Annotated in this window: 10 protein-coding genes; 5 read left to right on the top strand and 5 right to left on the bottom strand. The window is 53.1% G+C overall.

The window, feature by feature from the left end:
• Positions 1-220: 220 nt before the first annotated feature.
• The 4 genes from guaD to xdhA are packed head-to-tail and all read right to left on the bottom strand — an operon-like array spanning position 221 to position 6257.
• Entirely contained in the window at positions 221-1531 is a 1311-nt protein-coding gene (gene guaD, locus AC13CN_RS16130; protein WP_062361310.1) for a guanine deaminase, read from the bottom strand.
• Between the two features lies 1 nt (position 1532).
• Positions 1533-2402 carry a xanthine dehydrogenase accessory protein XdhC gene (gene xdhC, locus AC13CN_RS16125; protein ID WP_062361308.1) on the bottom strand — a complete coding sequence of 290 codons (870 nt, stop codon included), beginning with the start codon at positions 2400-2402 and terminating at the stop codon, positions 1533-1535.
• Entirely contained in the window at positions 2399-4822 is a 2424-nt protein-coding gene (gene xdhB, locus AC13CN_RS16120; protein ID WP_062361305.1) for a xanthine dehydrogenase molybdopterin binding subunit, read from the bottom strand. The genes xdhC and xdhB overlap by 4 nt, the downstream gene beginning before the upstream one ends.
• Positions 4806-6257, bottom strand: a complete 1452-nt coding sequence (gene xdhA, locus AC13CN_RS16115; RefSeq protein WP_062361303.1) for a xanthine dehydrogenase small subunit — start codon at positions 6255-6257, stop codon at positions 4806-4808. The genes xdhB and xdhA overlap by 17 nt, the downstream gene beginning before the upstream one ends.
• Before the next feature lie 207 nt (positions 6258-6464).
• Here xdhA and AC13CN_RS16110 point away from each other — a divergent pair, with 207 nt between their 5' ends.
• Together AC13CN_RS16110 and hrpB are read left to right on the top strand one after the other, a co-directional pair.
• Positions 6465-7115, top strand: a complete 651-nt coding sequence (locus AC13CN_RS16110) for a TetR family transcriptional regulator C-terminal domain-containing protein (RefSeq protein ID WP_062361300.1) — start codon at positions 6465-6467, stop codon at positions 7113-7115.
• 3 nt (positions 7116-7118) lie between these two features.
• The gene (hrpB, locus tag AC13CN_RS16105) at positions 7119-9563 is read left to right on the top strand and encodes an ATP-dependent helicase HrpB (protein WP_483053272.1); all 2445 of its coding nucleotides are present in this window, start codon (positions 7119-7121) and stop codon (positions 9561-9563) included.
• A gap of 14 nt (positions 9564-9577) precedes the next feature.
• On the opposite strand, the gene AC13CN_RS16100 is transcribed toward hrpB, so the two are convergent.
• Positions 9578-9814 (bottom strand): hypothetical protein, encoded by a 237-nt coding sequence (locus tag AC13CN_RS16100; RefSeq protein ID WP_044629444.1) that lies wholly within the window; start codon positions 9812-9814, stop codon positions 9578-9580.
• Positions 9815-10154: 340 nt separating this feature from the next.
• On the opposite strand from AC13CN_RS16100, the gene AC13CN_RS16095 reads away from it, so the two are divergent.
• The 3 genes from AC13CN_RS16095 (at position 10155) to ctaD (ending at position 13276) form a co-directional block, all read left to right on the top strand.
• Positions 10155-10328 carry a DUF2970 domain-containing protein gene (locus AC13CN_RS16095; protein WP_082051444.1) on the top strand — a complete coding sequence of 58 codons (174 nt, stop codon included), beginning with the start codon at positions 10155-10157 and terminating at the stop codon, positions 10326-10328.
• Between the two features lie 125 nt (positions 10329-10453).
• On the top strand, positions 10454-11569 hold the full coding sequence (coxB, locus tag AC13CN_RS16090) for a cytochrome c oxidase subunit II (RefSeq protein ID WP_044629443.1): 1116 nt from the start codon (positions 10454-10456) through the stop codon (positions 11567-11569).
• 48 nt (positions 11570-11617) lie between these two features.
• Positions 11618-13276, top strand: coding sequence for a cytochrome c oxidase subunit I (ctaD, locus tag AC13CN_RS16085; protein ID WP_044629442.1), 1659 nt, complete (start codon positions 11618-11620; stop codon positions 13274-13276).
• The last annotated feature ends 5 nt before the right edge of the window (positions 13277-13281 follow it).

Below are 13281 nucleotides of genomic sequence, written 5' to 3'. Positions count from 1 at the left end.
AAGCGCTCAGAGCACACAGGCGAGCGAATTCAGCGGAACGAAGCTCAGCCCGATAATGGGGGACAGGAACCGCCGTGGTACGGATCCGTTTGCCCGGTGGTGTGAGAGGACGGGGGAGGCGACTCCCCCTCCTACTCGATTGGGCATGCTAAGACGCGGAATAATCCATAAAAGCCGCTCTTTATGAGCGGCTTTTATGGCTGTGTAGCAATGGCTGAGGTTAATCTCTGCGGTGTTGGCAAATGCCACCCGCCCAGGTTTCATAAATGGCGCGGTCGTCAGCAAGCATCATCAGTGCAAATAAACGCTCGCCAAGCGTGTTGCAGTGTTGGATGCGGCGCTCAAGGAGCGATGTAGCATGAGGATCAATAACCACAAAATCTGCTTCATAGGAGGGGGCAAGCTGGCCAACCTGACTGTTCAGCGAGAGTGCCTTTGCATTACCGTGGGTTAATCCGTAGAAGCCTTGCCAAGCGGTAAGCGGCTGCCCGCGTAGTTGACCAACCTGATAGGCACTTTTCAAGGTGCCAAAGCCTGAGAGGTCCGTACCTGCGCCAATGTCACTGGCATAGGTAAATGCCATCCCAGTCTCTTTCGCCGCTTCTCGATCAAAGAGTCCGCTGCCAAGAAAAAGGTTGGAGCTAGGGCAAAAGGCAATATTAGCGCCCCGCTCGGCCAAACGCTTGCGCATTCCGTTATCAAGGTGGATGCCATGGGCAAAAGTACTGCGTGGTCCTACTAGGCCAGCTTCTTCATAAACAGAGAGGTAGTCCCTGCTGCCTGGGAAGAGTTCGGCGACCCAGTCTAACTCCCCGCTGTTTTCAGCCAAGTGAGTTTGTAACCACAGAGTAGGGTCATTGCGAAGCAGGGCACCAGCAGCATCCATCTGTGTCTTGGTAGATGTCGGCGCAAACCGTGGCGTGACGCTGTAACCAAGACGCTGCTTGCCGTGCCAGTCTTCAATCAAACGCTCTGTATCGGTGATTCCCGTCGAGCCGTCCATCAGCGCATCAGGCGCGTTGCGATCCATCAAGACTTTTCCTACCAGCATACGCAGCTGGCGTTTTTGGCAAGCCGTGAAGAAGGCATCTACCGAGCCTGGGTGGCTCGAGCCGAACACTTGGGCTGTCGTTGTGCCTGCACGGAGCATTTCGTCTAGAAAGGCATTAGAAAGTGCCTCTGCATGGGCGTGGCTGGCAAACCGACACTCCTCAGGAAAGGTATAGTCATTCAACCAGTCCAGCAGCTGACGCCCGTAGGAGGCCATGATATCAAGCTGAACGTAGTGCACATGGGTATCAATAAACCCAGGCATAATCAGTCTGCCGCGATAATCGAGCACTTGGCTATTTGGAGGTAGCTGGTCAATGAGGTCGGCATAGTGCCCAATCGCTTGGATATGGCCCTCTTTAAGCCATAAAAGACCGTCGCCGTAGTGCTTAAGACTGCCCGGTTGAGGCAAGTTGCCGTCGCCTGGGTCGCGGGCAAAGCTAACTAGCTCCGCACGGATAAACGTATCAGTAGAAGTCATATTAATTCGGGTTTGTCGCAGTATCGTGAAATAGAGAGCGCAGTGCGTCAGGCTCAAGCCCTCGGGTTTGGTGGGCAGTGGGTTTATCAGTAAGCCATAAAAGCTCAGTGACCACTGTCATAGCAATCGCGTAGGGCGTTTTATTACTGAGTTTGGTGCCATGAACAGCGCCAACAGGGCAGCGCACACGCTGTATTTCTTCTGGCTTATAACCATCGCGTTTCAAACGACTTTGAAAGCTAGTCCATTTGCTATCAGAACCAATCAGCCCGATAGAGGCTATGTCAGCGCGTCTAAGTAGCGCTGCTATCAGTGCGTAGTCCTCGTCATGGTTATGAGTGAGTACCAGGACATGGCAATGTGGTGGAAGTGCTAAAACGCTCTCTTGGGGGCTTGTTAGTGTGTGACAGCTAAGCCGAGGCTGCTGGTCATCTTGTTCGTCAAATATATCGGTACGGCTATCGTACCAATCAAGGTGCCAGGGCAAAGGAGCGCTGAGTTTAACGATCTCGCAACCCACGTGACCGGCCCCAAAGAGCGCAATGTGACTGGAAACGCCGGGAAATACTTCCAGTAGTACGTTAACAAAGCCGCCGCAGCACTGGCCGCTGCGCCCACCCAGCGAGAAAGCCTCTAAATGAAAGCCAGCGCTGCCTTGTTGCAAGAAGTCTCGGGCGGCGCTGATGGTTTGCCACTCAAATGTTCCTCCTCCCAGCGTATCGAAAATAGTATCAGCGGTGATCACCATTCGCGCGCCCGGCTCACGAGGAGTCGAGCCCGCGCTGGTCACCTGAGTTGCCAGCACGTGAGGAGTACCGCTGAGCTGCAGGCGGTTCAGCGCAGCGTGCCATGCTTCGGGCGCTTGCGTCATAACGCTTTATTCCTAATGGCATTGGCTGTCAGCATGACTCTTTCAGGTGTAGCTGGCGTGTCCAGGTGAGGAGAGACGCGATAATCCGCTAGGCTTGCTAGTGCATCCCGAAGTGCAGACCACACGCACATACCTAACATAAAGGGCGGTTCTCCCACCGCTTTGGAACGGTAAAGACTTGCCATAGAGTTTGGGTGTCCCTCCAACAGATCGACATTGAATACTTTCGGTAAGTCGCCATAGGTAGGGATTTTATAAGTGGCTGGCCCATCGCTGACGAGCACTCCCTTGGCGTTCCACTTCAGCTCTTCGCTGGTCAGCCAGCCCATGCCTTGAATAAACCCACCCTCTACTTGGCCAATATCAATAGCAGGGTTCAGTGAGTTGCCTACATCGTGTAGTACGTCAACACGGTCAACCAAATACTCCCCGCTGAGTGTATCTACACTCACTTCAGCCACTGCCGCGCCGAAAGCGTAATAATAAAAAGGGCGGCCTTGGCCTGTAGCCCGGTTGTAATGGATTAACGGCGTGGCATAAAAGCCTTTCTCAGAAAGAGAGACACGGTTCAAATAGGCGGTTTGAACGAGTTCGCCCCAAGGAATTCGACGCTCACTTTCGCCAATGCCAGCGATGAGCATGCCATGCTCTAGCCTCATGCCTTCTCTATCTAACCCGCCCTCAAAATGCCCCGCTGCAAACTCAAACAACCGCTCCCGAAGCTTGCTTGCGGCGTCTCGTGCTGCCATACCGTTTAGGTCAGCACCGCTGGATGCGGCGGTGGGTGAGGTATTAGGCACCTTATCTGTGCGAGTAGCGCTGATCCGCACGCTATCCAGATCTAGTCCAAGCTCTCGGGCAACCACTTGGCAGATTTTTGTGTGCAGCCCCTGGCCCATTTCTGTGCCGCCGTGGTTAATCATGATGCTGCCATCGGTATAGACATGCAGCAGTGCCCCTGCTTGATTAAGATGCTGGGCGGTGAAAGAGATACCGAACTTGACAGGAGTCAGTGCGAGCCCTTTTTTAATAACAGGGCTTGCCGCGTTGTAGTCCCGAATGTGTTGTCGGCGTGCCCAGTAGTCGCTGCTCGTTTCCAGGGTGTCAACCAGCGTGTGCAGAAGCTGCTTTTGGTCAACCTGCTGACCATAGTGGGTGGTATCTCGCCCCTCCCGGTAAAAGTTGCGCTTACGAATCGTTAAAGGATCTTCACCAACGCGGCGGGCAATATCATCCATCGCCGCTTCAATGATCATCATGCCCTGAGGGCCACCAAAACCACGAAAGGCGGTATTTGACGCCGTATGGGTTTTAGCGCGGTGGCCGGTGACGCGGGCATCTCCCAATGAGTAAGCGTTATCCGCGTGGAACATCGCGCGGTCCACGATGGCATCAGAGAGATCTGGTGAATAGCCGCAGTCACCAATAACGGTAATATCGCCGCCTTTGATAACGCCTTGGGCATCAATCGCTAATTGATAGCGGTTATGGAAAGGATGGCGTTTTCCAGTGGCACGCATATCTTCACTGCGTGGCAGGCGAAGTCGCGTGGCTTTACCGGTACGCCGAGCAATAATGGCGGCAATGCAGGCCCAGGGCGATGCTTGTGTCTCTTTACCGCCAAAGCCGCCGCCCATACGGCGCACTTCTACAGTGACCGAATGAAAAGGAATACCGAGCACTTCCGCCACCAATTTTTGGGTCTCACTGGGGTGCTGGTTAGAGGTATGAACCATCACCCCTTCATCCTCCGTAGGCACCACAATGCACGCTTGGCCCTCGAGATAGAAGTGCTCCTGCCCACCGATAAATAGCTCGCCTTCTATAGTTTGTTCGGCTTGCTGTAAGGTAGTTTGCCAGTCGCCCCGCTCCTGCACGTGGGTTGGGCGCACAACCTCTTGACGTCCAGCAGCGGCCACAGGATCTAGGCTAGCCGGCTGTTCGTCGATATGCAGTGTGGCCAGCTTCACGGCTTGGCGAGCTGCCTGTAAAGAGGTGGCAGCCACCGCAAATAGGCATTGTCCCGCGTAACTGATCTCCTGGTCGACAAAAATAGGGTCGCCGGGGAATACCGGCCCAATATCTGTGTGTCCTGGTACATCATGGAGAGTGATCACGTCGACAACGCCAGGCGCCTGTCTTACAGCATCAAGTTCCAGTTTCGTTAGCGTGCCGTGAGCGACAGGTGAAAGGCCGAGCGCCACGTACAGGGCATCTTGGGGTGTTTTAATGTCATCAATATAGGTTGCTTTACCGGTGACATGTTTCTCTGCGCTTTCATGGAAGCTGGAAGCACCGGCTTGCCGTTGCCCGTGGCTATCCACCGTATGGCGAGCCAGTGGACCAGAACCTTGGATATGGTCATGCAGCTCGCGGCGAGCGCGGCTGCTGTCGCCATCAAGCTTAGTGAGCGTACGCATGGAGCATCACCTCTTGATTAGGTACTGAGAGCGATAGATAAAGGCGTTCGAGCAGGTTGGCTGCCACCTGATGACGATAGTGTTGTGTGCCGCGCACATCGCTCATGGGTTGAAACTCTTCCGATAGCGCCCGCTGTGCCGCTTGAAAGCTCTCTTTCGCGATAGGCTGCCCTGTTAACGCTGCCTCTGTTTGTAGCGCTCGCTTAGGGATGGCCGCCATGCCGCCAAAGGCGATACGAACATCCTGCATAACGCCATCGTCGATACGATAATGGAAGGCTCCTAGTACGGCTGAGATGTCGTCTTCACGCCGTTTGGAGAGTTTCCATACTTTCAGGACGGCGTCGTCCGCCAATTGTGGAATAAATATTCGACTCACGACTTCATCCGCTGCCAGCGCCGTTTTTTTATAATCCAGGAAGAAGTCGCTCAGCGGCAGCGCGCGACTGCCATCCTGGTTAGCCAGTTCTACCCAGGCATTGAGCGCCAGCAGTACGGGCGGGGTGTCGCCAATGGGCGATGCGTTGGCAATATTGCCACCCAGTGTGCCGCGGTTACGCACCTGCTGTGAGCCGAGCCGATGAAGTAGATGTGCAAAGGCGGGATAGTGGGTTTCTAGCAGTGGTTCGAGCTGTGAATAGGTGACGCCTGCGCCTACCCACCAGCCTGGCTGCTCATCAAAGATGGCTTCTTCAATATGGCGTAGCTCATCAACCCGTGTGACATCAATAAGTTGATTAAGCAACGCCAGGCGCTGCGTATTTTCCAGCCACAGATCGGTGGCACCGGCAACAAGGCGTGCAGATGGATAGTGTCGGCGTAGTTCAGTTAGTTGACTCAGTGTCGTGGGCTGAGCAAAAAGGTCCGTGTTGGCTTCCGCAGATTGAGGAGCGGTAAGTGGAGTATGAGCGGGTTGGCTGGCATCAACCCATTGCGGTGCTTTCCAAGAAGACTCCTGCATGCTTAGCGCTGCGTCACGAATAGGCCGATATCCGGTACAACGGCACAAGTTGCCGCCCAGTGCTGCTTCAAGCCGCTCTGGCGTAAGGGTGGCTGGCCGCTGTTGCTGTTGTGAATGTAGCGTAAATAGCGACATTACGATGCCGGGCGTGCAGAAGCCGCACTGGCTGCCATGGCACTCCACCATGGCACGCTGTGCCGGGTGAAGTTCTTCGTCAGTGGCCAAGCCCTCTACGGTTAGCAAGTGCTGGCCATGTAACTGGTGAGCGGGTGTAATACACGCATTCAGGCTTACAAAATGAGGCGCTGTATCGCTTTTAATGGCGACGGTACATGCGCCGCAGTCACCCGATGCACAGCCCTCTTTCGTGCCGGTCATCCCCAAATAGTCGCGTAGCAGCGTTAGAATGCTTGTGTCAGAGGGCACATGACACCGGGTCGGGGTGCCATTGAGCAAAAACTCAATTGTTGCCATGCCAAACTCCGTTATGATTGTTTTGACCGATCGGTCAACAACGTTGAGCTTGGGACAAAAATGCAAATCTTGCAAGACTTTGTTATATGAGATGTGACATGCACTATTAGTGAGCATCGCACTGCGAAATGCACAGTGATGCGACACGCACGCTTGGTAGACATTTCTCGCGATTACACTGCAAGGTTTATTAAAGGAGCTTACTGAATGACGGCTGATACCGCGAACCAAGAAAATGCCAGCAGGGACCGTATTGAACAAACCATATTAAGCGCTGCAGAGCAGGTGTTTTCACAACATGGTTATCGTGGTGCTAGCCTGCAGGCGATTGCAGACCAAGCTAAGCTGCCAAAAGCCAATATTCTTTATTATATGGGGAGCAAGCAGGCGCTGTATGTGCGACTGCTAAATCGGATGATGAATCGCTGGAATGCGGTACTAGAGGATATTACTGAGGATAGCGACCCAGGGCAGGTACTCAGTGATTTTATTCGCACCAAAATGATGCTTGGGCAGCGTTACCCTGAGGGGTCCAAACTGTTTGCCGCAGAGATATTGGCGGGGGCACCTTTCTTAAAAGAGTATCTCGCCGGCGAACTAAAGGAGTGGGTAGCCTCCCGCGCAGTGATTATTCGTCAGTGGTCCCAGCAGGGTAAAATGGACGATGTTGATCCACGTTGGCTGATCTTTCTAATTTGGTCGGCCACTCAGCACTACACGGAATATAGCGCTCAAGTGACCGGCATTCTTGGGGAAGAAGCGCTGAGTGAGGCTGACTTGGCTTCCATTTGTCAGTTCCTTGAGCACGTTATCCTGAAGGGATGCGGTATTACTTCCTCAAATGCAACCTCGCACTGATTCATGACCATATCGCTTCCCATTGAACAACATCTAAGCTCCATTCAAACCATGCTAGCCGAACACACTCGGCTTATTCTGGTGGCTCAACCAGGTGCCGGTAAAACAACCCGTGTCCCGCTAATGTTACTCTCCAGCGCCTGGGCGCAAGGTCAGCGTCTCTTACTGGTAGAGCCGCGTCGTGTCGCCGCTCGCTTGGCAGCCACCTTTATGGCGTCACAGCTCAACGAACAGATAGGTGAAACGGTGGGTTACCGGATGCGGGGCGATAGCAATGTAGGCCCCAATACCCGGCTGGAAGTGGTCACCCAAGGCGTGCTTACCCGCATACTGCAAGACGATCCTTTATTGGAAGGGGTGGCGGGCATTATTTTCGATGAGTTTCATGAGCGAAGCATTGAAGCAGACCTAGGACTTGCGTTAGCACTGGATGTACAAGAGAGCATCCGTGATGATCTTCGGCTAATGGTGATGTCTGCCACATTGGATGTCGCTGCTTTAAAAGGTGTGTTAGGTAGTGACACCCCCGTTATTGAGAGTAGTGGCCGCGAATTTTCAGTGGAAACGCGCTACTGTCCTGTGGAGGCTCATGAATCATTAGATAGGGCTGCCTTGCGAGTCACCAAGGAGGCACTGAAGCGAGAGGGTAGCCGAGATGTGCTGGTAATACTGCCCGGTATCGCAGAAATTTCCCAGCTTGTGCAGGCTCTAGAAAGTAGCAGTATGGATGTTGAGATTCGTGCGCTTCATGGAAGCATGCCGCTCGACGCCCAGCAAGCGGCATTGCGGCCTCTTACAACACGGCAACGTGTCATCGTTTCAACCGCCATTGCGGAATCCAGCGTTACCGTCGATGGCGTCAATAGCGTGATTGATGCTGGCTTAGAACGAGTGCCGCTATTTAACCCTCGCACTGGGCTTACGCGTCTCATGACCCGGCGGGTGAATAGAGCGAGTGCTGACCAGCGACGTGGCCGAGCGGGTAGGCAGCAGCCAGGCGTTTGTTACCGTTTATGGTCAGCTGAGCAGCCGCTGGTCGCTTATGGTGAGCCTGAGATGTTGCAGGCTGATTTATCTAAATTAGCGCTAGAGCTAGCGCTATGGGGTGTGCACTCGCCGAGTGAGCTTTCATGGGTGACGCAGCCACCTGAAGGAGCATGGAAAAGTGCCCAAGCGCTGTTGCAGCAGCTTCGCTTAGTAGATAGTGCCGGTATGTTGACCCCGCTGGGTAAACAGAGCGCTCAACTGCCCCTCGAACCGCGTTTAGCTACCATGCTCATTCAAGCGGCATCATTTGAAGCGGTGCCACTTGCCTGTGCCTTAGCGGCTTTAATGGAAGGCAGGGAGCGCATCAATGGCACGCTGCGCGACGCCTTAGCTCAAAGGGTTAACCAGCCTGCGGCTTATCCTCAGTGGCGACATGAAGTAAAGCGATTGTCGAGCCTGATGCGTTCGCCTGTGGCGCGGCACAGCTCCTTGGAGCAGCTTGGTGCGCTGCTTTGCCTAGCATACCCGGATCGCATCGCTCAGCTGATGACACCGGGTCGTTTTAAACTGGCTAACGGTAAAACCGCTACGCTACCTGCTCACCATCCACTGGCTCAAGAGCCTTTTTTAGTGGCAGTGAGTGTAGAGAGCGCTAACAGCGAGGCAGGCATCTATTTAGCAGAGCCTATCACGTTAGCCACGCTGACTAACTTTTACCCCGAGACCCAGCAGTGGGAAGAGCGCATTGTCTGGTCAGAAGAGCAGGGTAAGCTGGTTGATGAAGCCGTTCAGCGGCACAGCGAGCTTGTGTTAGCAACACGCCCACTGCGTCGGTTGCCTGCCGACGCGGTAGAAAAAGCGCTAATGGCAGCGTTAAAACAGCGTCCCAACATGCTGTTTAACACACAGGTGGTTCAACTGCAGGGGAGAATGGCGCTGCTCTTTGGCGCTTATCCTGAACAGTGGAACGATTGGTCCGACTCTGCGTTGTTAGGCAGTCTCGAGACATGGCTGGCCCCCTATATGGCGGGTCTGACGCGCTTAACGCAGTTGCAAAAACTGCCGTTTCACACGTACTTAATGAACACGCTTGATTGGAAGCAGCAGACTCAGCTAGAGCGCTTAGTGCCCAGTTTGATAGAAGCGCCTAGTGGCAATGCCGTTAAAGTGGATTACACACCCTGCCGGGAAGGCAGGCCACCGGTGCTGGCGTTGAAGCTTCAGGAAGCCTTTGGCTGGCAGGCAACGCCCACCGTAGTGGATGGGCGTGTACCAGTGACACTTCACTTGCTTTCCCCTGCACGGCGGCCACTGCAGGTGACTCAAGATTTGCGAAGCTTTTGGTTGAACGGCTACTCAGAAGTACGCAAAGAAATGCGCGGGCGATACCCAAAGCACCCTTGGCCAGAAGATCCTCTTACCGCTCAAGCCACAGCATATACAAAGCGCCGCCAGCGTTGAAAGGCTTGCCTTTCTTAGTTGCTCGGAGCGTCTTCACGCGGCGTTTCTTCTGGAATTTCACCGGGCTTGCGGTAGCGTACACCGTCGGCTTGGGGCTCTTCATAGCGGCGGTTTTCATCTTCAGGTACTACGCCCAGTACGGTCTCTTGGGAGCCATCTGGCCACGTATAAGTGGTGCAGCCCGCGAGTGGCAAAAGCGGCAATAAGGCGAAACACAGGTGGCGAAGAACGACTCCACGATGCTTGGGCATACACGGCTCCCTTGACAGGCCATTTTGGTTTTAACTTGGTGATGCATAGTGTGAATTGCCGGACTACAAGCCGCAAGCTTATTTACGAGTCGCTAAATTTCCTCCCAAAGGCAGCGTCGAAAGTCGTTCGATAGCTGCGTCATGCCAGCTATGCGGTCAGCATGGGCATCGGCTAGCGTTTTTGCCAATGCCTGATAGTGCTCGTTAGCAAACTCTTTTTTTGATCAAGCTGCTTTTCAGGCAGCACGATTCATAAAATTGCCTATCCTCAACTATAGCTGAGTGCTTCAGGGCAGTTGCCAAATTGAGTATGCAATACCTCAACCTTGAGGGAGGCTCTATGTGGTCAGTGGTTAAGTCAGTATTAGCAGCACTACTAGGTGTTCAGAATGACCGCCAGCGTCAGCAGGATTTTTCAAACGGCAAGCCAGTCGCCTTCATTATCACGGCGGTGGTAGTGACGATGATGTTTGTGCTGCTCTTAGCAGGTATTGCGATTTATGCAGCGGGATGAAGCGTTGAGAGGCATCACGATAGTAGTTCGTGACGAATGCCACATGTTTTCTATACTGATCGATATCACTTAACCCTGACCTAATAAAAGGGTTGGCGAGAACAACAAGAATAAAGGAGGTTTCTATGCGCTTACCGTGGCAATGGCTTCTCACCATTACCAGTGTCGCAAGTCTCTCTCAAGCCCACGCTAGCAGTTGGAATATGCCGGTGGGGGTCACTGATACCAGCCGCAATATTTTTGGCCTACACATGACCATATTTTGGGTGTGTGTAGTGATTGGGGTGATCGTCTTTGGTGTCATGTTTTACTCCTTGTTTCGCTATCGCCACTCTAAAGGAGCCAAAGCTGCCCGCTTCCATGAACATACCTCCGTTGAAGTGCTGTGGACGGCCATTCCCATTTTGATCTTGGTAGGTATGGCGGTACCTGCGACGGCCACGCTTAAAAATATGTATGACGCCTCTGAAGCGGATCTAGACATTATGATCACGGGGCAGCAGTGGCGCTGGCGTTACGAATACCTAGGAGAGGACATTGCCTATACCTCGAACTTAAGCACCACACGCGAACAGATTCGAGGCGAATCCGATCGAGACGAGCACTATTTGCTTGATGTTGACGAGCCTCTCGTGCTGCCTATTAATCGCAAAGTACGCTTTCTGATGACATCAGACGACGTGATTCACTCCTGGTGGGTTCCAGAGCTTGCTGTTAAACAAGACACCATTCCTGGCTTTATTAATGAAAATTGGGTGCAAATTAACGAGCCTGGTATCTATCGTGGCCAGTGTGCCGAGCTGTGTGGTGTGAATCATGGCTTTATGCCCATTGTGGTGCATGCCATGGAAGAAGCGGAGTTTGAAACATGGCTTGAAGAGCGCAAAGAGGCTGCTGAGCAAGAGGCAATGGGTGTTGATCGCGAATGGGCTATAGAGGAGCTAATGGCTCGCGGTGAAGAGGTGTATCAATCTATTTGCTCTTCCTGTCATCAAGGCGAAGGGCAGGGCGCACCGCCAGCCTTTCCAGCGCTCGCCGGAAATGAACAGCTTATTAATGAACTCGACTGGCATTTGGATCGCGTGATTAACGGTGTTTCTGGAGCCGCCATGCCTGCTTTCCGCAATACGCTGAATCCGGTAGAGATAGCGGCTGTTGTGACCTATACGCGCAACGCTTGGGGGAATGAGACTGGTGATACCGTTCAGCCAGCTACGGTGGCCGAGCGTATTGCCCAGTAGGTGTTGACCAACTTCTTCTACTAAAACGACAAGCATGCGGAGAGACATATGGCGCCCAAACTACCTCCACAACACTCACTGCAGCATAGTTCGTCTGCCGTGGCTGGTGGCCAGTCTCAGGAAGGCCAGTCGCATTACCCTCATGCAGCCCAACCCAAAGGCTTGATGCGTTGGCTGCTGACCACCAATCATAAAGAGATTGGCTCGCTATATCTGATTTTCTCGCTCACGATGTTTTTTGTCGGCGGCATTTTTGCGCTCGTGGTTAGGGCTGAGCTATTTCAGCCTGGTTTGCAGTTGGTAGAGCCCGAGTTCTTTAACCAGATGACCACCATGCATGGCCTAATTATGGTGTTCGCAGCCGTTATGCCAGCGTTTACAGGCCTAGCTAACTGGATGATTCCGCTGCAAATTGGAGCCCCTGACATGGCCTTGCCGCGGCTAAATAACTTCAGTTTTTGGCTACTGCCGGTCGCTTTTACCCTGCTGCTGTCTACTCTTTTTATGCCTGGGGGCGGCCCCAACTTTGGCTGGACATTTTACGCTCCGTTATCAACAACGTATGCGCCAGCTTCAACGACTTTTTTTATTTTAGCGCTGCATATGGCAGGCATTAGCTCTATTTTGGGGGCGATTAATATCATCGCGACCATCCTGAATATGCGTGCGCCTGGCATGCGCATGATGGATATGCCGCTATTCGTTTGGACATGGCTGATTACGGCATTTCTACTTATCGCCGTTATGCCGGTGTTAGCGGGCGTCATTACCATGATGTTAATGGACATTAACTTTGGGACTAGCTTCTTTGATGCAGCGGGCGGAGGAGATCCTGTCTTATTCCAGCATCTGTTCTGGTTTTTTGGCCACCCAGAAGTCTACATCATGATCCTGCCAGCATTTGGCATCGTGTCGGCGATTATCCCTACATTTGCTCGTAAGCCCTTATTTGGCTACGCCTCGATGGTTTATGCCACTGGAGCCATTGCGCTGCTGTCATTTCTGGTGTGGGCGCACCATATGTTTATTGTGGGCCTGCCTTTGACGGCGGAACTGTTCTTTATGTACTCCACCATGTTGATTGCTGTGCCAACAGGGGTGAAGGTATTTAACTGGGTGACAACGCTATTCCGCGGGTCGATTAGTTTTGAGCCCCCTATGCTTTTTGCGTTGGCGTTTGTAGTGCTATTTACCATTGGCGGCTTTTCAGGCCTGATGTTAGCCATCGCACCTGCCGATTTTCAGTACCACGATACCTACTTTGTGGTGGCGCACTTCCACTATGTATTGGTGCCTGGCGCGATCTTCGCCATCATGGCGGGCGTTTACTACTGGTTGCCTAAATGGACAGGCCATTACCCTAACGAGCGTCTGGCGCAGTGCCACTTCTGGTGCTCAATCATTGGGGTCAATCTAACCTTTTTCCCCATGCATTTTGCCGGTTTGGCAGGCATGCCTAGGCGCATCCCTGATTATGCGCTGCAATTTGCCGATTTTAATCTGCTCTCAAGTATTGGCGCCTTCTTCTTTGGTGCCTCGCAACTACTTTTTGTGCTGGTGGTAGTGCTGTGTGTACGAGGTGGCCAAAAAGCGCCTGCAAAAGCTTGGGAGGGTGCTGTTGATTTAGAGTGGAGTGTGCCTAGCCCTGCGCCGTTACACACCTTTGAAACGCCGCCGGTATTTCACCGTGCTCAATCGCACGATTAATGCAT

This window comes from Vreelandella sp. L-25 (assembly GCF_056857535.1).
The sequence above is the reverse complement of the archived record's forward strand: the minus strand, read 5'-3'. Positions and strand labels throughout refer to the sequence as shown.

Coding starts and splice junctions, on each gene's coding strand:
- guaD (WP_062361310.1), bottom strand. CDS start 1,531: ATGACTTCTACTGATACGTTTATCCGTGCGGAGCTAGTTAGCTTTGCC.
- xdhC (WP_062361308.1), bottom strand. CDS start 2,402: ATGACGCAAGCGCCCGAAGCATGGCACGCTGCGCTGAACCGCCTGCAG.
- xdhB (WP_062361305.1), bottom strand. CDS start 4,822: ATGCGTACGCTCACTAAGCTTGATGGCGACAGCAGCCGCGCTCGCCGC.
- xdhA (WP_062361303.1), bottom strand. CDS start 6,257: ATGGCAACAATTGAGTTTTTGCTCAATGGCACCCCGACCCGGTGTCAT.
- AC13CN_RS16110 (WP_062361300.1), top strand. CDS start 6,465: ATGACGGCTGATACCGCGAACCAAGAAAATGCCAGCAGGGACCGTATT.
- hrpB (WP_483053272.1), top strand. CDS start 7,119: ATGACCATATCGCTTCCCATTGAACAACATCTAAGCTCCATTCAAACC.
- AC13CN_RS16100 (WP_044629444.1), bottom strand. CDS start 9,814: ATGCCCAAGCATCGTGGAGTCGTTCTTCGCCACCTGTGTTTCGCCTTA.
- AC13CN_RS16095 (WP_082051444.1), top strand. CDS start 10,155: ATGTGGTCAGTGGTTAAGTCAGTATTAGCAGCACTACTAGGTGTTCAG.
- coxB (WP_044629443.1), top strand. CDS start 10,454: ATGCGCTTACCGTGGCAATGGCTTCTCACCATTACCAGTGTCGCAAGT.
- ctaD (WP_044629442.1), top strand. CDS start 11,618: ATGGCGCCCAAACTACCTCCACAACACTCACTGCAGCATAGTTCGTCT.